This window comes from Maribacter arcticus (assembly GCF_900167935.1).
GTDB lineage: Bacteria > Bacteroidota > Bacteroidia > Flavobacteriales > Flavobacteriaceae > Maribacter > Maribacter arcticus.
In genome coordinates, this window is record NZ_FUYL01000005.1 from 35,281 (window position 1) to 53,694 (window position 18,414).

The 18,414-nt window shown below is 33.3% G+C and carries 17 protein-coding genes and 1 pseudogene; 11 read left to right on the top strand and 7 right to left on the bottom strand.

What is annotated here, in order from left to right:
* The first annotated feature begins 35 nt into the window (after positions 1-35).
* From B5X55_RS08980 to purD, 8 genes are all read left to right on the top strand, one after another.
* Positions 36-1,922 (top strand): DCC1-like thiol-disulfide oxidoreductase family protein, encoded by a 1,887-nt coding sequence (locus B5X55_RS08980; RefSeq protein WP_079512293.1) that lies wholly within the window; start codon positions 36-38, stop codon positions 1,920-1,922.
* Positions 1,923-3,038: an ATP-grasp domain-containing protein gene (locus tag B5X55_RS08985; RefSeq protein ID WP_079512294.1), complete on the top strand. Its 1,116-nt coding sequence runs from the start codon at positions 1,923-1,925 to the stop codon at positions 3,036-3,038. It begins immediately after the preceding gene.
* Positions 3,039-3,066: 28 nt separating this feature from the next.
* Complete coding sequence (locus tag B5X55_RS08990) at positions 3,067-3,711, top strand: acetyltransferase (protein ID WP_079512295.1); 645 nt, start codon at positions 3,067-3,069, stop codon at positions 3,709-3,711.
* Positions 3,698-4,825, top strand: a complete 1,128-nt coding sequence (gene rffA, locus B5X55_RS08995) for a dTDP-4-amino-4,6-dideoxygalactose transaminase (protein ID WP_079512296.1) — start codon at positions 3,698-3,700, stop codon at positions 4,823-4,825. Before B5X55_RS08990 ends, rffA begins: the two co-directional genes overlap by 14 nt.
* A gap of 62 nt (positions 4,826-4,887) precedes the next feature.
* Positions 4,888-6,192, top strand: coding sequence for an MOP flippase family protein (locus B5X55_RS09000; RefSeq protein WP_079512297.1), 1,305 nt, complete (start codon positions 4,888-4,890; stop codon positions 6,190-6,192).
* A 62-nt stretch (positions 6,193-6,254) separates the two neighbouring features.
* Positions 6,255-7,607 (top strand): exopolysaccharide biosynthesis polyprenyl glycosylphosphotransferase, encoded by a 1,353-nt coding sequence (locus tag B5X55_RS09005; RefSeq protein ID WP_079512298.1) that lies wholly within the window; start codon positions 6,255-6,257, stop codon positions 7,605-7,607.
* A gap of 5 nt (positions 7,608-7,612) precedes the next feature.
* A complete protein-coding gene (locus B5X55_RS09010) occupies positions 7,613-8,590 on the top strand; it encodes a UDP-glucuronic acid decarboxylase family protein (protein ID WP_079512299.1) in 978 nt (325 codons plus the stop codon).
* Positions 8,591-8,632: 42 nt separating this feature from the next.
* On the top strand, positions 8,633-9,904 hold the full coding sequence (gene purD / locus B5X55_RS09015) for a phosphoribosylamine--glycine ligase (RefSeq protein ID WP_079512300.1): 1,272 nt from the start codon (positions 8,633-8,635) through the stop codon (positions 9,902-9,904).
* A gap of 59 nt (positions 9,905-9,963) precedes the next feature.
* Here purD and B5X55_RS09020 read toward each other — a convergent pair whose 3' ends face one another.
* Positions 9,964-10,188, bottom strand: coding sequence for a DUF6341 family protein (locus B5X55_RS09020; RefSeq protein ID WP_079512301.1), 225 nt, complete (start codon positions 10,186-10,188; stop codon positions 9,964-9,966).
* Positions 10,189-10,228: 40 nt separating this feature from the next.
* Here B5X55_RS09020 and B5X55_RS09025 point away from each other — a divergent pair, with 40 nt between their 5' ends.
* From B5X55_RS09025 to B5X55_RS09035, 3 genes are read left to right on the top strand one after another with little or no spacing between them, the layout of a single operon-like run.
* On the top strand, positions 10,229-11,158 hold the full coding sequence (locus B5X55_RS09025; protein ID WP_079512302.1) for a DUF6427 family protein: 930 nt from the start codon (positions 10,229-10,231) through the stop codon (positions 11,156-11,158).
* Between the two features lie 38 nt (positions 11,159-11,196).
* Positions 11,197-11,796, top strand: coding sequence for a DUF4254 domain-containing protein (locus tag B5X55_RS09030; RefSeq protein ID WP_079512303.1), 600 nt, complete (start codon positions 11,197-11,199; stop codon positions 11,794-11,796).
* Positions 11,786-12,838, top strand: coding sequence for a glycosyltransferase family 9 protein (locus B5X55_RS09035; RefSeq protein ID WP_317042701.1), 1,053 nt, complete (start codon positions 11,786-11,788; stop codon positions 12,836-12,838). The genes B5X55_RS09030 and B5X55_RS09035 overlap by 11 nt, the downstream gene beginning before the upstream one ends.
* Before the next feature lie 11 nt (positions 12,839-12,849).
* On the opposite strand, the gene B5X55_RS09040 is transcribed toward B5X55_RS09035, so the two are convergent.
* The 6 genes and pseudogenes from B5X55_RS09040 to B5X55_RS09065 form a co-directional block, all read right to left on the bottom strand.
* Positions 12,850-13,467 carry a TetR/AcrR family transcriptional regulator gene (locus B5X55_RS09040; RefSeq protein WP_079512305.1) on the bottom strand — a complete coding sequence of 206 codons (618 nt, stop codon included), beginning with the start codon at positions 13,465-13,467 and terminating at the stop codon, positions 12,850-12,852.
* Positions 13,468-13,749: 282 nt separating this feature from the next.
* Positions 13,750-14,718, bottom strand: coding sequence for an arsenosugar biosynthesis arsenite methyltransferase ArsM (gene arsM, locus B5X55_RS09045; protein WP_079512306.1), 969 nt, complete (start codon positions 14,716-14,718; stop codon positions 13,750-13,752).
* Between the two features lie 12 nt (positions 14,719-14,730).
* Positions 14,731-15,786 carry an arsenosugar biosynthesis radical SAM (seleno)protein ArsS gene (gene arsS, locus B5X55_RS09050; RefSeq protein ID WP_079512307.1) on the bottom strand — a complete coding sequence of 352 codons (1,056 nt, stop codon included), beginning with the start codon at positions 15,784-15,786 and terminating at the stop codon, positions 14,731-14,733.
* A gap of 80 nt (positions 15,787-15,866) precedes the next feature.
* Entirely contained in the window at positions 15,867-16,202 is a 336-nt protein-coding gene (locus B5X55_RS09055) for an arsenosugar biosynthesis-associated peroxidase-like protein (RefSeq protein ID WP_079512516.1), read from the bottom strand.
* A 237-nt stretch (positions 16,203-16,439) separates the two neighbouring features.
* Positions 16,440-17,072, bottom strand: a pseudogene (locus B5X55_RS09060) (metallophosphoesterase family protein); the annotation flags it as partial.
* Entirely contained in the window at positions 17,057-18,397 is a 1,341-nt protein-coding gene (locus B5X55_RS09065) for an SLC5/6 family protein (protein ID WP_079512308.1), read from the bottom strand. The gene B5X55_RS09065 and the pseudogene B5X55_RS09060, both read right to left, overlap by 16 nt.
* Between the last annotated feature and the right edge of the window lie 17 nt (positions 18,398-18,414).

Sequence of the window (18,414 nt, forward strand, 5' to 3'; positions counted from 1 at the left end):
ATATAGTGTAATATTTGACGAGTAAATAGTAATAAATGAAATTCTACAACCGATTAAAACGTTCTTATGATAAGCAGATTAATGGTAGGGGGTTAGCTATTTTTAGAATGTTCTATTGCTTAATTCTGCTTTGTGAAATATCTCAAATCTTCTATTTTCGACATCTTATTTTTGATAAAATACCATACATAGAACTATCTGAAATTGAGTTTGGCATTCCGATTGGCATCTGGCTAATTTCTGTTTTGTTTTTATTTTTTGGCCTGTTCACAAGGTTTTTTTCAGTTCTGAACTATATTATGGGCCTTATTTTGATTGGGTCAATCAATACCTATGAATACCATGTGTTTTATGCATATATGGGTATTAATTTTCTGTTCATGTTTATGCCTATTAGTCAATGTTTATCGTTGGATAGATTAATAAACAAGTTGAAATATTCGAATACAACTTTTCAATACAACCCTCCACAAAATATTTCTCAGCTTTATTATTTTATACCAGTATTGTCAGGTTTGGCACTAGTTTATTTTGATTCTGTTTTTTGGAAATTAGGTTCTCCAATGTGGTATAATGGTTTAGGTGTTTGGGAGCCATCATCTCTACCGATGATAGTACATACGAATACTTCTTGGTTGTTGAACAATGAAATTTTAGTTAAATTTTTAGGGTATTTAACACTGGTGTTTGAAGCTGTTTTCCTTTTTGTGTTTTTTAGGAAAAAGTGGAGAGTACCACTTTTGATTATTGGATTAGGTTTGCATTTAGGTATTTTGGTGACCTTTCCAATACCATGGTTTGCTTTGATAGCTTGTTCAATTTACATATTAATGATTCCAGTTACTTTTTGGGATAAGATATTTAATAGAAAAAGTAAAACTTCAAAGCTGGACGTCTTTTATGATACTGAGTGTCCTTTATGTGTTAGAACGAAAATAACCGTAAATCATTTAAGTAATAGTGGTAGAATTAAATTCTTAACGGTACAGTATGATGCTGCTGAAAATAAATATCTAAAGGATAAAATAGAAGAACAGTTATTGACCGATATACATAGTGTCGATATAAATGGCAATGTATATGCGGGTGTAAATACCTATATACAAATAATGAGATACATTTGGTATTTGTACCCTATTTCGCTTGTTTTAAGGGTTCCTGGAATATTTCATTTTGCAAACGCAGTTTATGGTTATGTTGCAAAGAATCGAACTAAAGAACGTTGTACAGACGAAAATTGTGGTTATGACCCTCCTTCCATACCAGATGATTCTAAATTTAAATTATTACACAACCTTACGCTAAAAGATTTAAAATTTAAATTACTACATCTTTATATAGTAATGGCGATAGTTTTGCAAGGCATTCTAATATATCATAGTTATCTCTCTGAGAATATACAGCAGGCACTAGGTTTTAATGACAGCAAGGTAGATGTTGTATTAGAAAAGTCTGTCTCATTGGTCGATAAGGTTAGTAAAACATTATTGGGTGTTACTCATCATGTGGTTTTTACTGATAAAATTCACTTTGATGGTTATGATCATGTTATTGCAGTAGCTTATATGGAGAAAGATGGTTCAGAAACTTTACTGCCTATTATTGATGAAAATGGGTCACCTTCAAATTACCTTTATTCTTTTAATTGGGTGAAATGGACTTTTCGTGTAAATGGCCCAAATATCGATCAGAATAAATTGGAAAAAGGAGTAAGAGATTTTACTGCGTTCTGGGCACATAAAAAGGGAGTGTCTTTAAATGATGCTAAATTTATTATTAAGGTCAAAAAGATTGAAAGTTCTTCGGTTTGGAAAGATAATCATCTAGAGATTCAAATGAAAAAACCATGGATTGATGGTGGTTTTATAATGTGGGAGAATAATATATGTGATGCAAATATAAAAAATATAGAAAAATTATAAATGTCGTTTAAACTTGCAATAATTGGCGCCAGTTACTTACAACTACCACTGGTGGAAAAAGCAAAATCAATGGGTTTGGAAACTCATTGTTTTGCATGGAAAGAAGGTGCCATATGTTCAGATATTGCAGATTTTTTCTACCCAATTTCTGTTTTGGATAAAGAAAAAATATTGAAAATTTGTACTTCTCTGGAAATTGATGGGATTACTACTATTGCTACTGACATTGCTATTCCTACTGTGTCATATGTTGGTGAAAAATTGAACTTATGTGTTAATTCATACTATTCTTCAATTATATCTACCAATAAAATATTGATGAGGAGAAAATTTAAAGATTTCAATGTTAAATCACCACAATTTTGGGAATTAGAAACAGAAGATAGTGAAAAAGTTACATCTGATTTTCCTGTTATTGTTAAACCGGTTGATCGATCTGGAAGTAGAGGTGTTTCAAAAGTTAACAAAAAAGAGGATTTGTTGGAAGCTATAGATGAGGCCTGCAAAGAATCGCTAACAAATAGCTGTATTGTAGAAGATTACATTGAAGGTGCTGAGGTAAGTGTCGAAAGTATTTCATGGAAAGGAAATCACTATATTTTGGCTATAACAGATAAAATAACTACTGGAGAACCAAATTTCGTAGAACTTTCGCATCATCAGCCATCAAATTGTAATAACTACATCAAAGAAACATTGAAATCAGAAACTTTTAAAGCACTTAAATCTCTTGGTGTGGAAAATGGTGCTGGACATACTGAGTTTAAAATTACCGAAAATGGGGAAGTTTATATAATTGAAGTTGGTGCAAGAATGGGGGGAGATTTTATTGGTTCACACTTGGTAAAATTATCTACAGGGTACGACTTTTTAGAGGGTGTTATAAATGTAGCATTAAATAGATTCGACCCTAATTCAATTAGGGTTATAGACAATAGTTTTTCTGGGGTGTATTTTTTAAGTAAGGAAACAGAACAAATTTTACCTTTTTTCAAGAAAAAGAATTTTTTTGATGTTGAAAAACAAGTTATGAGCAAAAAGATGATTACCATAAAAAATAGTAACGATCGTTCAGGATATTTGATTTACAACTCCAATCAAAGAATTATACTTTAGAAAAAGTAATTAATTTTAATATATAAAAGTGAAGACTCTTGGAATCATTGGAGCTGGGCAATTAGGACAGCAAATTGCACATTTTGCTATTAGCGATAACCACTATGGCACAATTGTTTTTTTTGACGATTTTACCAATGAGAATATTATCAATGGATTCACTGTTCTGGGAAAAACCAAAGATGTAGAGAATGAATATAAAAGAAATAATTTTGATGAATTAATTATTGCAATAGGTTACAAACATATGAGCGTTAGAAAGAATTTCTTTGAACGTTTTAAAAATATAATACCTTTTGGTAAGATAATTCATTCGACTACATTTATCGATTCAACTTCTCAAATAGGTAAAGGAGTCATTATATATCCAGGCTGTATCATTGATGCTAATGTAATGGTAGAAGATAATATTTTAGTAAATATAGGTGTAGTTATTTCTCATGATTCTATTGTTGGTGCCCATTCTTTTTTGTCACCAAGGGTGGCAATTGCGGGTTTTTCTACAATTGGTCAATGCTGTATTTTAGGTATAAATAGCACTATAATCGATAATATTGAGATTAAAGAAAATATTAAATTAGGAGCAGGCGCTGTGGTTATTAAAAACCTAAATGAAAGTGGCTTGTATGTAGGTAACCCTGTAAGATTTATAAGAGCACATGATTCCATTTAACAAACCTCATTTAACGGGTAAAGAAACACATTATATATACGATGCTGTCAATTCTGGTAAATTATCGGGTAACGGTAAATACACAAAAAAGGCGCAAGCTTTTTTTGAAGAGAAATTTCGTTTCAAAAAGACTTTATTAACTACATCTTGTACAGATGCCTTAGAAATGGCTGCAATTTTATTGAATATAGTCGAAGGTGATGAGGTCATAGTACCTTCATATACCTTTGTTTCAACAGCTCTCGCTTTCGTTAGACAAGGTGCACAAATAGTTTTTGCAGATAGCAGGTCTGATCATCCTGGTATTGATGAAACCTTGATTGAGAATTTAATAACCCCAAAAACTAAAGCAATTGTAGTTGTTCATTATGCTGGTGTAGCCTGTGATATGGATTTAATCATGCAAATAGCAAAAAAACATAATATTTTTGTTGTAGAAGATGCAGCGCAAGCAATTGATTCATATTACAAAGGCAATCCTTTGGGGGGCATTGGGCATTTAGGTGTTTTTTCCTTTCATGAAACAAAAAATATTATTTCAGGTGAAGGAGGATTGTTAGCAATAAACGATGCAAGTTTTGAAGAAAGAGCTGAAATTATTTGGGAAAAAGGCACAAATAGGTCGGCTTTTTTTAAGGGTGAGATAGATAAGTACGGTTGGGTAGACACAGGTTCTTCTTTTTTGCCTTCAGAGCTTATTTCAGCTTTTTTATATGCCCAGTTAGAGCATCTAAAAGATATTCAAGATAAACGTATTAGACTATGGAATATTTATTTTGAAAATCTAAAGGATTTACAAAACGAAAACTTATTAAAACTACCCAAGATTCCTGAATATGCAACTAATAATGCACATATGTTTTATGTTGTCACTAAGAACCTTGAAGAAAGAGATAATTTTATTAGACATTTAAGGGAGAATGATATGCATGCCGTGTTTCATTATTTGTCATTGCATACGAGTAAATACTATCTAAAAAACCATCCACTTAAGAGTCTACCTTGGTCAGACGAATACTCGAATTGTCTAGTTAGACTGCCTTTATTTTATGAGCTTGAAGAAAAACAAGTAAATTCTATTTGTAAGGTGATAAATGAATTTTTTAATAAGTAAAAACAGAGTTCTAGGTTAAGAAAGAATTTCAAAACCATTTATAATAAGTTCAATGCTCTTCAGTGGATACTCCAAATAATAAAAGCAAAATTGTTTCTGGAATAAAGTGGACCACAATAGGTACTATTGTTATTGCGTTAACGGCATTACTTAAAATATCTATATTAACTAGATTTTTAGACAAGTCCGATTTTGGGTTAATGGCTTTGATAATGTTTGTACTAGGTTTTACAGACCTTTTTACAGATATGGGGCTTACATCTGCGATTTTACATAAGCAAAACATTAGCAAAAAGGAATATGCAAGCCTTTATTGGTTTAATATTGGTTTCAGTTTGTTATTATATGTGATGTTATTTTTTATAAGCCCTTTTATAGCTGGTTTTTATGAAGAACCAAGACTAGTTACCCTTATACCCTTATTAGGGTTAAATATCTTAGCATCTGCAGTAGGTCGTATTTTCAAAACTATGGAAGCTAAAGACTTACAATTTAAATATATATCTATTTTCGAAATATTTTCTGCTGCACTTTCACTCATTCTTGCTGTGATATTAGCTATTAATAACTTCGGTATTCTGTCATTAGTTTATTCAGCATTGTTGCAATATGCTTTACAAAATCTCCTATATTTTATCTATGGATTTAAAAAATATGGTCTTTTGTTTCATTATAGATTTAATGAAACAAAAGCATTTTTAAAAATCGGGATTTATCAAGTTGGCGGTCAGGTAATAAATTACTTTAACAGAGATCTCGATATTCTTATTATTGGAAAAGCTTTTGGCCAAGATGTTTTAGGAGGATATAGCTTAGCCAAGCAATTGGTTTATCGACCTACTCAAATATTAAATCCAATTTTCACAAAGGTTGCCGGTCCTGTTTTGGCTAAGTTGCAATTTGACCTGGTTGAATTAAAAAGAAATTACTTAAAATTTTTAAACTATGTTATGAGCGTAAACATACCTGTTTACCTTATTTTGATAATATTTGCACCACTTATTGTTGAAGTATTTTATGGTTCAGGATATGAGAATATAGTTTTATTAGTCCGTATACTTTCTGTTTATATGTTATTTAGAGCGATTGGCAATCCTATCGGTAGTCTGGTAATTGCAACAGGAAGAACCGACATTGAGTTTTATTGGAATTTAATATCTCTATTCGTATTACCAGGGGCAATTATAATTGGCTCTTTGTATTCCATTGAAGCAGTTGCTATTGCAATGACCATATCGATGTTGATACTTTTAGTGCCTAGTTGGTATTTTTTGGTTTATAAACTTACTGGGGCCACGTTGAAAGAGTACCTTAATAGTTTCTTGCCTAAATTTAATTTTAAGGAAGTTTATAAAAACTTAAAATAAAAATTAATGTGTCTTGGTTAAATGGATAAGTTAATATATTTGAAAATTAGTTAATATTATAAATGCTCTTTAAACAAGGTAGATATTCTGGTTTTATAACTCCCATTTCTTATGGGCTGGATTTATTGACTGTAAATTTATTTACCACTTTTCTGCCTATTAATTTTCAAAACCTATATTTATTTCATTTTTATATTTCTATAACGTGGGTTATACTGTCATTCAAGAATGAATTTTATGTGATTCACCGATATTCCAAGGCCGTAGTTCTACTTAGAAAACTATTCACGCAATTTGTTTTCTTTTTTTTAATTCTCTATGCATACATTGGGTTTTTTAAACAACCGTTAATGAGTAGATTGGCATTGGGCCAGTATTTTATCCTTGTTTTTGTAGGAATAAGCTTTTTAAAATTGTTGAATTTCTCTCTTCTCAACAAGTACAGAGAGCGTATTAAAGGGAATATTAGGAATGTAGTGGTTATAGGTAAAAGTAAAAAAGCCAACCAACTTATAGAAGTTTTTAATACAAGGCGTGAATTTGGGTATCATTTTTCTTCTCAATTTTCGCCCAGAGATAAAGATTTTGAGTTGTTAAATTGTTTCAGATACATTGTGAACAATAATATTGACGAAATATACTGTTCGGTTTCTGAATTGAAAAATGATGAGCTTTCAGCATTTATTAATTTTGCTGACAATAATCTAAAAACACTTAAATTTCTTCCAGACAATAAGAATATTTTTTCTAAAAAATTAAAATTTGAATATTATGATTACCTCCCTATCTTATCATTACGAGATATACCATTGCATAATTCCCTCAATGCTTTTTTAAAGCGATTGTTTGATATAGTTTTTTCACTTGTAGTAATTTTCGGAATATTAATTTGGCTAGGGCCGTTATTGGCATTTTTAATTTCGGTGGAATCTAGAGGTCCTGTTTTCTTTATTCAGAAAAGAACAGGATTTGATAATGATGAATTTCAGTGTTTTAAATTTCGTTCTATGGCAATGAACGATTCATCTGAGTATCAGCAAGCAGGTAAAAATGATATGAGGGTCACTAAAATAGGCCGATTTATACGAAAAACTAGTATAGATGAGCTGCCACAGTTTTATAATGTACTGTTTGGTAATATGTCTGTAGTAGGGCCAAGACCACACATGTTAAAACATACTGATGAATATGCAGGGCGTGTGGATAAATATATGTTACGTCACTTTGTGAAACCCGGGATAACAGGATTGGCTCAAATAAGAGGGTATAGGGGAGAAATTGAACGTGATAGCGATATTCAAAATCGAATTAAGTTTGATATATTTTATGTGGAAAACTGGTCTTTCTTTTTAGATTTAAAAATTATTGTACAAACTATTGTTAATGCCTTAAAAGGTGAGGAAAAGGCTTATTAAAAAATATGAAAAAAATTTTAATTACAGGAGCCGCTGGCTTTTTAGGATCACACTTATGTGATCGTTTTATTGCAGAGGGTTTTCATGTAATAGGAATGGATAATCTTATTACAGGTGATTTAAAGAATATTGCACATCTTTTTCCATTAGAACGTTTTGAATTCCATCATCATGATGTATCTACATTTGTACATTTAGAAGGTAAGCTTGATTATATACTGCATTTTGCATCACCTGCAAGTCCAATAGACTATTTAAAGATTCCAATAGAAACATTAAAGGTTGGTTCGTTAGGTACACTTAACCTACTAGGTCTTGCAAAGGAAAAGAATGCTAGAATTTTGGTTGCGTCTACTTCAGAAGTTTATGGAGACCCTTTGGTACATCCGCAAAACGAAGAGTATTATGGTAATGTTAGCCCAATTGGTCCTCGCGGTGTTTACGATGAAGCTAAACGCTTCATGGAGTCGATTACAATGGCATATCACAGGCATCATGGGTTAGATACACGAATCGTACGCATATTTAACACCTATGGTCCTAGAATGCGCTTAAACGATGGCAGAGTAGTTCCTGCATTTATGGGACAAGCTTTACGAGGAGAAGATTTAACGGTTTTTGGTGATGGTTCCCAAACAAGATCTTTCTGTTATATAGATGATCAGGTCGAAGGAATATATCGTTTGTTATTTAGCGACTACACCGACCCTGTGAATATTGGAAATCCACATGAAACAACTATTAAGCAATTTGCGGATGAGATAATTGCACTTACTGGCACAAAGCAGAAAGTAATATATGTGCCTCTACCCAAGGATGATCCTACCCAACGCCAACCAGACATTACCAAAGCCAAAGAAATTTTAGGATGGGAGCCAAAAGTTAGTCGCTCAGAGGGATTGAAAATCGTATACGATTATTTCAAATCCTTGTCCAAAGAGGATTTACAGAAAAAAGAACATAGAGACTTCTCCAGTAAATAGTTTTATTCTAATGCAAAGTTTATTTTTGCAAAAACCACAAGTATGAATATTTTAATCCTTGGATCAGGCGGTCGTGAACATACTTTTGCCTGGAAATTATCTCAAAGTAATAAACTCTCAAAGCTTTTCGTTGCTCCTGGAAATGCAGGTACAGCAGAAATAGCAATAAATGTACCAATTGGTGTAAATGATTTTGAGGCCATTAAAAAATTAGTCTTAAAAGAGAGTATTGAGTTAGTGCTTGTTGGACCTGAAGATCCCTTAGTAAACGGTATTCATGATTTTTTCCTTAATGATAAAGAATTGAATAATGTTGCAGTTATTGGACCTGAAAAATTAGCCGCTACCCTAGAGGGAAGTAAGGAATTTGCAAAGGAGTTTATGATGCGACATCAAATACCTACTGCTCAATATAAAAGCTTTACTTCTGATACAGTTAATCAAGGTTTTAAATTTTTAGAAGAATTAAATCCGCCTTATGTTTTAAAGGCTGATGGACTTGCTGCTGGTAAAGGCGTAATTATTCTTAATGACTTGAATGAAGCCAAGATAGAATTAAAAGCTATGCTGGTTGATAAGAAATTTGGTTCTGCAAGCGCGACCGTAGTCATTGAAGAATTTTTAGACGGTATAGAATTAAGCGTTTTTGTTCTTACCGATGGTGATAGTTATAAGGTTTTACCAACAGCGAAAGATTACAAAAGAATAGGCGAAGGTGATACCGGCCTTAATACTGGCGGTATGGGGGCCATTTCCCCCGTTCCATTCGCGAGTAAAGAGTTTATGGATAAGATTGAGCATCGAATTGTGAAACCGACGGTAGAGGGGCTTAAAAAGGATAAGATGCCATATAAGGGTTTTATCTTTATCGGGTTAATTAAAGTTGGTGAAGACCCAAAGGTTATTGAATACAACGTTCGTATGGGTGATCCAGAAACTGAGGTTGTTCTACCTCGAATTAAAAATGATTTAGTAGAACTTTTACAAGCTGTGGCTAACGAAAAGCTTTCTGAAGTCGAGTTGCAATTAGATGACCGTACCGCAACTACTGTAATGACGGTGTCAGGGGGATATCCTGGCTCTTATGAAAAAGAGAAAGAGATAAAAGGGATTGAATCTATCGAAGATTCATTGGTCTTTCATGCCGGTACAACTATAAAAAATGGTAAAGTAGTCACCAATGGAGGTAGAGTTTTGGCAATTACTTCTTTTGGATCAGATTTTAAATCTGCTCTTTCAAAATCTTACCACAATGTAGAGAAGCTTTCTTTTGAAGGAATGAATTATAGAAAAGACTTAGGCTTCGACTTATAAAGTTTTTAAAATACTTATCGGATTTCTTTTAGAAATCCGATAAGATTATAGTTTTGAATTTATAGGTAAGAGTGAGATGTACTAGAAGTATCCTCTTCACCACTATCATTATATTTCTTTAATTGAAGCATCCAATATATAAAAGCAGCTGAACCAATTAACATAAACATCCAGTTAAGAATATTGGAAATAGCCCAACTTTCTGCAAATCTAAATGGATCCATTGTGTATTTAAATATCACATTTACAAATAAATCCGCAATACCTTCAAAAAATGATTTCATCTTATTACTATATTTACTGACAAAAATATAAAAAGCTTAGATGATTTCAAGCATTTTTGAGAAAACAAAACCGATCAATTTCATTATTGTACTCGTTTTTTTGTTTCTTTTTTATTGGTCTGTCCAGTTTTACCTTTTAGACTATACCTTTTCTGACATTGAAATTGCGCCATCCGTTATGGTAGTTAGTATTCTTTTGTTCAGTGTTTTTGTGGTAGATTTTATAGTGAAAAGAAATAAATTGACCGGCTCAAATTCTTTTGCAATCCTCTTCTTTACGTTACTTTTTGTGGTTTTCCCTGAAACGTTAGGAGATAGTAATGCTGTTTTCACAAGTTTTTTTCTTTTGCTTTCTATGAGGCGATTATTGAGTATAAAATCTCTAAAAAATATTAAGCTAAAAATTTTCGATGCAGGTCTTTGGATATGTATATCAAGCATTTTTTATGAATGGGCCATATTGTATCTTCTATTGGTATTCGCTGCAATTTATATTTATGACCCTAAAAACATAAGAAATTGGCTGGTATTACTCTCAGTAGGATTTGTTTTTTATATGATTTTATACGGTGTTTTGGTTTTATTAGATGAAACTTCATTTATGAAAACCCATTATGATTTTGCTATTAATTATGATGCTATTTTTCCGATTAAGTGGTGGTCTAGTCTTAAACTATCATTATATGCACTTTTTAATTTGGTGCTTGCCTTGACTACATTTATACATTTAGGCAAAGCCGGTATGGGTAAAGTGATAGTTATGCGATTAATCGCACTGTCGTTTATAATTGGCATAGTTGTTAATTTTTTGGTTACATCAGAAAATACAAATGCTATTATGATTACTTTTTTCCCATCAGTAATTTTCATTATCAATTATTTGGAATCCATTAAAAAGCCGAAATTTTTAGAAATAATATTAATTGCTAGTATTTTGGTTCCCATTTTAGTTCTTGCAACCAAATTATAGTTTAAAACTATAAATTATATCTTTGTAAAAAAGTTCATATGTTTAGCGAATTTGCGTTTTCAATTTTTAATAATAGTATCGAAAAATATCACATTAAAGATGATGTGTATCAGATTTTTGAGAACCCATATTCTAAAGATCAAATTGAACATCTTCTTTATCGAAAGAACTGGATAGATACTGTTCAATGGCATTACGAGGATATTATTCGAAACCCTGAGATTGATCCACAAGATGCTCTTGTCTTAAAACGTAGAATTGATGTGAGCAACCAAGACAGAACTGATTTGGTTGAATTTATAGATGGTTACTTTTTAAATAAATACCAATCGGTAGATGTTACGCCTACGGCAACTATAAATACCGAAAGCCCTGCTTGGGCTATAGATCGCTTGTCAATTTTGGCATTAAAAATATATCATATGAACGAAGAAACTCACCGTTCAGATGCTTCTAATGAACATAAGCAAAAGTGTCAAACTAAGTTGAATATACTTTTAGAACAAAAGAAGGATTTATCCTTAGCTATTGACCAATTATTGGTAGATATTGAGAATGGCAATAAATACATGAAGGTATATAAGCAGATGAAAATGTATAATGATGAGGAACTAAACCCCATCTTACGTGGCAAATAATAACCCTGTACATATTTTGGTCATACGCCTTTCTGCTATGGGAGATGTTGCTATGACTGTCCCTGTTATTTTAGGTATATGTAAAAAATATCCATCGGTTAAGATTACCGTTCTAACCAAAACTTTTATGGGGCCTATTTTTTCTGATATACCCAATGTATCAGTTTTTAATGCTGACGTAAAAGGAAAGCATAAGGGAATATTGGGACTTTGGAAATTATACAAAGAGTTGGCAAATCTTCAAATTCATATGGTCGCTGATCTTCACCATGTATTACGTAGTAGCATATTAAAAAAGTTTTTTAAACTTAGGGCGATTCCATTTATTCAAATAGATAAAGGGAGGGATGAAAAGAAAAAGCTAATAGACCCTAAAAGAGTAAAATTAGAACCATTAAAATCCACTTTCAAGCGTTATTCAGAAGTTTTTGAGAAGCTTGGGTATACAATTTCTGTTAATGAAATGGTTGTATTGTCTAAAAAATCATTACCAAAAGACTTCGTTCATTTAAAAGATAATCAAGAACAGTTACTTGTGGGAATCGCCCCATTTGCAGCGTTTAAGGGAAAAATGTATCCTTTAAATTTAATGAAAGAAGTTGTTAATGAATTAAATAATACTAATAAATATAAGATTATATTATTTGGAGGTGGCCAGCAAGAAGTCGAAATTCTTAGTACTTGGGATAATCAGTTCAATAATGTATTTAGTGCAGCTGGTAAACTTTCGTTTTCAGCCGAATTAAGTTTAATTTCAAACCTTAGACTTATGTTGGCAATGGATAGTGGAAACGCTCATCTAGCAGCAATGTTTGGTGTGCCAACAGTTACATTATGGGGAGTAACCCATCCTTATGCCGGATTTTCCCCTTTCGGACAGTCAAAGGACAATGCGTTATTAGCGGATAGAGTTCAATATCCGTTGATTCCTACTTCTATCTACGGGAACAAGTTCCCAGCGGGTTATGAAAATGTGATGAGTACCATTCAACCTACTAAGGTTGTTCAAAAAATCATCGAGGTAATTAACAATAATGTTTAACATAAATTATTTTAAACTGTTATTGGTTTTGCCTCAATACTTTTGAAATATTGACGTAATTGTGTCATGAATCTATATTTTTTTGCACTTGGTGATAATCCCGTCATTAAAATTCGTACTCCGAAATAAGAACTCATTAAAAATGTTGCCACTGCTTCACAATCTACATGACGGTCTAAGTAACCATTAAATTTTCCTTTTTGTAATGCAGAAATCAGATTAACTTCCCAAACGGTAACAATTTCATTTAAGTGGTACATGATTACCTCGTTCTTACCATTGAATTCGGTAAGAAAGTTACTCAGAATACAACCAAAATCCATTTCATTATGAACGGCAGTTTCCATAGCTTCATCAAAACAGTTAGTTATTAAGGTTAATGGATTTTCGTGCCCTTCAATAGGTTCTATTAAACTACTATATACTTTACGAGCAAGTAGGTTTTGAATTATTTGCACAAAAAAATCTTCTTTAGAATCAAAATGGTAATAGAATGCTCCTTTTGACAATTCTAATTTTTTAAGAATATCATCTACACTTGTATTATAATATCCTTTAGCATAGAATAATTCTAGCCCTGTTGTTTGCATTCGTTGCATGGTGGCCATGCGTTTTAGACTTTTGTTCATAATATATAGATTTGGGTAAATCAGACCAACTGGTCTATATAAAGAACTTCCTTATTGTAAAAAGCTTTAGTTTTTATAGATGAAGGTGTCTTAATTTTCGTTGAACGTACAATTTACCGTCATAAGGCAAGCTTTAAACAAGAGTCAACAGACTAGGCGGTCTGTTTAAGTGTGCTGAAAAAGAGGTGATTAGCGCGTAAAAGCGTAAATTTTGTAATACTAAAAACCGCTCGAGGTCGTACAGCGAACGGTTTATAATATATTCAAATTAGGATATTGAATTTAACAGCACCCACCTCCATCATAATGGAAAGTAGATTCACTTATAAACACATCTTCTCTATCTAAGGAAGCAAGTGCTCCTGCGGTTTTATCACAAATAGCCAAAGGCTGGTTTTTTAATAATATATGACCTTTCTTATCGTCAAAATAATCTTCAGTACCATAATAAATGGCTGCTTTACCCGTAAACACACATGGTCCGTCTTCTGGCATAGGGTCTTTTATAGCGGCAACTTCAATAGATTCAATGTAGATTAATTCATCTGTTGGATACGCATTTGGAGCTAGTATTCTGTAAGGTTTTCTAGCTCTAATTTCTATGGTTCCAAAACCTACATCGGTTAATGCCTTTATATAATCTTTTATAGGAATACTTCCGCTTAAACAAAGAGCTCTTAACCTATCATCACTTCGTAATGCCTCGTTCATTTGTTGTTCACAAGTTGGATCGCTCATGACTAATTTTCCATGAGGCTTCAAAACCCTATACATCTCTTCAATAGCGCGTTTTAAATCTTTGGCCTTGAATATATTGAATAGACAGTTTTGAGCTGCTACATCGATTGTATTGTCCTTTACAGGCAGATTAAGGGCGTCACCTTTCTTTAAATCGACATAATCTGATTTGAACCAGTCGTTTTCTTCTTCAGCAACTTTAAAGTTTTTTCTACTAGCCTCAAGCATTTCATCTACCACATCAACGCCAACTACACCACCTTTTTGACGATTAAAATAGGAGAATTGTAATAATTCCATTCCTCCACCAACACCTACATATAACATTTTCGGGTTGTTAGAAAGATCTCTTGCATGAACCGTGCTTCCACAGCCATAGTTCATTTCTTGCATTATTTTAGGAATCTTTAAACCGGGTAATTCCCAAATAGGATTTGTGGTACAACACAAACCTACATCTGGTGTAAGAGCTGCTTCTTTGTAAAGATTATTTGTAGCGTCTAAATAACTCATATGTCTATATTTTTATGCTACAGTTCCTTGACAGCTGCTACCAGCGCCTGCCGTACAACCATAACAATGTTGTGATATTATTATATTTCTATCGTTCAATAAATCTTCGTTGTAATCTTTAATATGTTTAACCTTGCTAGCAACTTTTAAATCTAACATTTGATTAAAGTCGCAGTCATATAGCCAGCCATCCCAACTTATTGAAATGGTATTGGTACACATTACATTTGCTACTGCTGCCGGATTGTAAGCTTCCACTAAAGCATACATATAATCCTCATAATTTTCTGAGGCTATCAAATAATCTAGAAAACGGGCTATAGGCAGGTTTGTAATAGCGAATAGGCTATGAAATTGAATATCAAAATCTTCTTTAAGCGCTTTTTTGAAATCTTTTTCCATTGCTACTTGATCTCCTGGTAAATAAGCACCAGAAGGATTATACACCAAGTCTAGTTTTAATTCACTGCCGGGCATACCGTAACCTCTTTCATTTAGTTCTTGAAGTGCCTTTATCGATTTATCAAAAACTCCATCACCTCGTTGCTTATCCGTTTTGCCTCGTGTATAATGAGGCATAGAAGAAATTACATGTACATTGTGTTTCTTAAAGAAATCTGGCAAGTCGTAGTACTTTTTATTTGCGCGGATGATGGTCAAATTCGAACGGACAATAAAATCCTTTATTCCTGCTTTTGCCGCCTCTTCAACAAACCATCTAAAATCAGGATTCATTTCTGGCGCACCACCAGTTAAATCTAAGGTATGGGCTCCTGTATTTTTAATGACTTCCAAACACTGGATCATGGTCTCGCGAGTCATTATTTCTTTACGATCTGGACCTGCATCTACATGGCAATGCTCACAAACTTGATTGCACATATAGCCTACATTAATTTGTAGAATTTCCAATTTTTTAGGTCGCAGTGGAAAATGCCCTATTTGAGCAATCTTATCCTTGAAATAAGGCAACTCGCCATCAGCAAAAATTCCGCCGTTCAGTATTTCAAGTTGCTTGTTGGAAATTGCTAAATCGTTTCCTTTTGCTTTTAATGATTTTGTAGCCATTTTATTCAGTATTCAGTATTCAGTATTCAGTATTCAGTGCCAGAATTTTATAACTGCCAACTGTTACCCAACGCTGTATACTACATTGATAATTTATCGTATTTATTCATCATCTGTACGCCATGTACCAAGGTTGCACCGCTTTCAATTGCAGCACCAACATGAACTGCTTCCATCATTTCTTCCTTCGTAATTCCTTTTTGTAATCCGTCTTTGGTATAGGAATCAATACAATAAGGACATTTAACAACATGGGATACTGCTAAAGCAATTAGAGACTTCTCTCTTACACTTAGTGCGCCTTCTTCGAAAACCTTACTATAATAGTCGAAAAATTTAGTTCCTAGTTCTTCACTCCATTCTGTTATTTTTCCAAATTTTCTTAAATCTGCTGGATCGTAATATGTATCTGCCATTTTTTTCTGAGTTTTAGTTTGTGTTGTATTTTTTTGCTTTTGATTAAAATATATCGGGATTCCTTGCCCCATTTTTTCCACTTCGGGGAGTATTTCCATGTTGTCCCAAATGCCTGAAGTAAGTGTGTCTCCGTATGCTTCGGGCAAATGGTTCTTGTACATTAATTTTTGTGCGGTTTCTGCGTCATATTCAAAGGATTGATGAGTATAGGTTACTTCACCATCAACAATGTCCAGAATCATATACCAAACTCTGGTTGTGCCATCATTTGCCGGCATACCTATAACACCAGGATTCAGCCATAGATTACCTTTAATGGACTGATGAAAGGGTAAGCCGCAATGACCCGCAACAATAATATCGCTATTGGTCTCTATAAATGCATTTTGCTTACTAGCATCTGCATTTGAGGCAAACACGAACTCAGAGGTATTACCGTAGTTACCGTGAACTACCGTAATTTTTTTGTTCCCATAATCAAAACTGATATACTCTGGTATTTTATTCATCCAGTCTAAAGACTGTTGAGATAGATGACCTTTAGTGTACGGAAACCACATTTTCGAAAAATCATCACAGCGGCTTCCACTCTTAAAATCGCAACCACAATCTTCACTATCATTTGCCAATTGTAACTCAACATTACCTGCAATACTCAGCGCACCCCATTTTTGGAATAATTGAACTGTTTCTTCTGGTTGGGCACAATAGCCTGTAATATCGCCAGTGCAAATACAATTCTCTGCAGCAACACCATCTTCATTAGCGATAGAAATCAATTTTTCTAACGCCTGTAGATTGCTATATACACCGCCAAAAAGCAACAGCTTTCCAGTTTTAGTGCCAATATGTTTTATTTCTTTATCCATGTTGGTATTATATATACAAGTAGGCAACAAATAATGCCCCAAAAATTAATCCAAAGTAAATCGGCATACTTTCCAGTTGTAAAAATAAGTGCTTCAGGAAACCAATTGAAAATCAAAAGAAAACCAAAGAATATTCCACTAAACACACTTAAATGAAAACTTATTTTAGGAGCTTTTCCTCTCCAAAAAAGAAAAACGGGAGTCAAGCCAATAACCATAGTGCCACTAATAGTTGTGGCCGACAGTATTTCTGCATTTAAGAATACAGGTATAGTACCTAAAATTGCAATCACCACCATTGACGATCTGCCAAACTTAAGTGACGTTCCGAATTTTAAGTCAATAGCCACTAGTTTTGAAAAGGATGAAAAGGTAGAATCTAGTGTAGATGCCGCCGAGGTTATCATTATGAAATTGATAACCAATAAAATTACAACACCGAATGCTTTACCCACTTCTACAGCAGCCTGACCTTGCATACCTTGCGATTGCGCATAGACACCAATGACGCTAAACAGGATAATACATATCGCTCCTAGAATACTAGCCCATAGAAAACTTTTCAATGTTACTTTCGGGCTGCTAATAAATCCACGATCAGTTAAAACCGGATCATGAAATGGATAACTGAAGGATTGTAATAATGCGGCAAGCAATAAATTTAATCCTGTTTCGAACGACCAGACTCCGGAATTAGCTATTTCTGTAACAGTTGTTGATGTTGTTTTTCCGAAAATAGTGAACAATATTACCGCCAAAAGAATAGTGAAAAGCCCCATTTGGATAACATCGGTAAAAATAGAACTACTCATGCCTCCTTTTAATACATAAGCAAGGGTCAGCCCTGTAAACACTAAAATGGACCAATAATATGACGATGTACCTGCTGGACCAAAATAGGAACCAATGACCATAGTGTTACTCCATACTTCATTAAATAAACGAATGGCAATCAAAATAGAAAATACGGTGACAGCAGATTTTCCGAATTTACTGGATAGAAAATGGTGTATGCTTGTGTACTTTCCGTGTAATCGCATTCTATAAATAACCAAGCCAGCTACAGCGAAGGATAGGTAATAACCCGCATAAGCAACTCCGCCAACAATACCAAAATCTAAACCTAAATTAGCGGCGTTCGTAATACTCTTGGCGAATATCCATGAGATTATTAAACTACCCATGAGCATAAACGTATTGGGTAGTTTCTTTTTTTGAACTGCCTTAAAAAACTGATTCGTGTCTTTTGCCCATGGGGAAAGTAAGAACAGCACCAAACTTGATGCTATAATTAAACTCCATTGCCAAATTTTTACTTCAGTCATTTAATATTTTGTTTTTC

Bases quoted from the DNA above. Each gene is read 5' to 3' on its own strand.
- B5X55_RS08980 (WP_079512293.1), top strand. From the start codon at position 36: ATGAAATTCTACAACCGATTAAAACGTTCTTATGATAAGCAGATTAAT.
- B5X55_RS08985 (WP_079512294.1), top strand. From the start codon at position 1,923: ATGTCGTTTAAACTTGCAATAATTGGCGCCAGTTACTTACAACTACCA.
- rffA (WP_079512296.1), top strand. From the start codon at position 3,698: ATGATTCCATTTAACAAACCTCATTTAACGGGTAAAGAAACACATTAT.
- B5X55_RS09005 (WP_079512298.1), top strand. From the start codon at position 6,255: ATGCTCTTTAAACAAGGTAGATATTCTGGTTTTATAACTCCCATTTCT.
- B5X55_RS09010 (WP_079512299.1), top strand. From the start codon at position 7,613: ATGAAAAAAATTTTAATTACAGGAGCCGCTGGCTTTTTAGGATCACAC.
- purD (WP_079512300.1), top strand. From the start codon at position 8,633: ATGAATATTTTAATCCTTGGATCAGGCGGTCGTGAACATACTTTTGCC.
- B5X55_RS09020 (WP_079512301.1), bottom strand. From the start codon at position 10,188: ATGAAATCATTTTTTGAAGGTATTGCGGATTTATTTGTAAATGTGATA.
- B5X55_RS09025 (WP_079512302.1), top strand. From the start codon at position 10,229: ATGATTTCAAGCATTTTTGAGAAAACAAAACCGATCAATTTCATTATT.
- B5X55_RS09030 (WP_079512303.1), top strand. From the start codon at position 11,197: ATGTTTAGCGAATTTGCGTTTTCAATTTTTAATAATAGTATCGAAAAA.
- B5X55_RS09040 (WP_079512305.1), bottom strand. From the start codon at position 13,467: ATGAACAAAAGTCTAAAACGCATGGCCACCATGCAACGAATGCAAACA.
- arsM (WP_079512306.1), bottom strand. From the start codon at position 14,718: ATGAGTTATTTAGACGCTACAAATAATCTTTACAAAGAAGCAGCTCTT.
- arsS (WP_079512307.1), bottom strand. From the start codon at position 15,786: ATGGCTACAAAATCATTAAAAGCAAAAGGAAACGATTTAGCAATTTCC.
- B5X55_RS09055 (WP_079512516.1), bottom strand. From the start codon at position 16,202: ATGGCAGATACATATTACGATCCAGCAGATTTAAGAAAATTTGGAAAA.
- B5X55_RS09065 (WP_079512308.1), bottom strand. From the start codon at position 18,397: ATGACTGAAGTAAAAATTTGGCAATGGAGTTTAATTATAGCATCAAGT.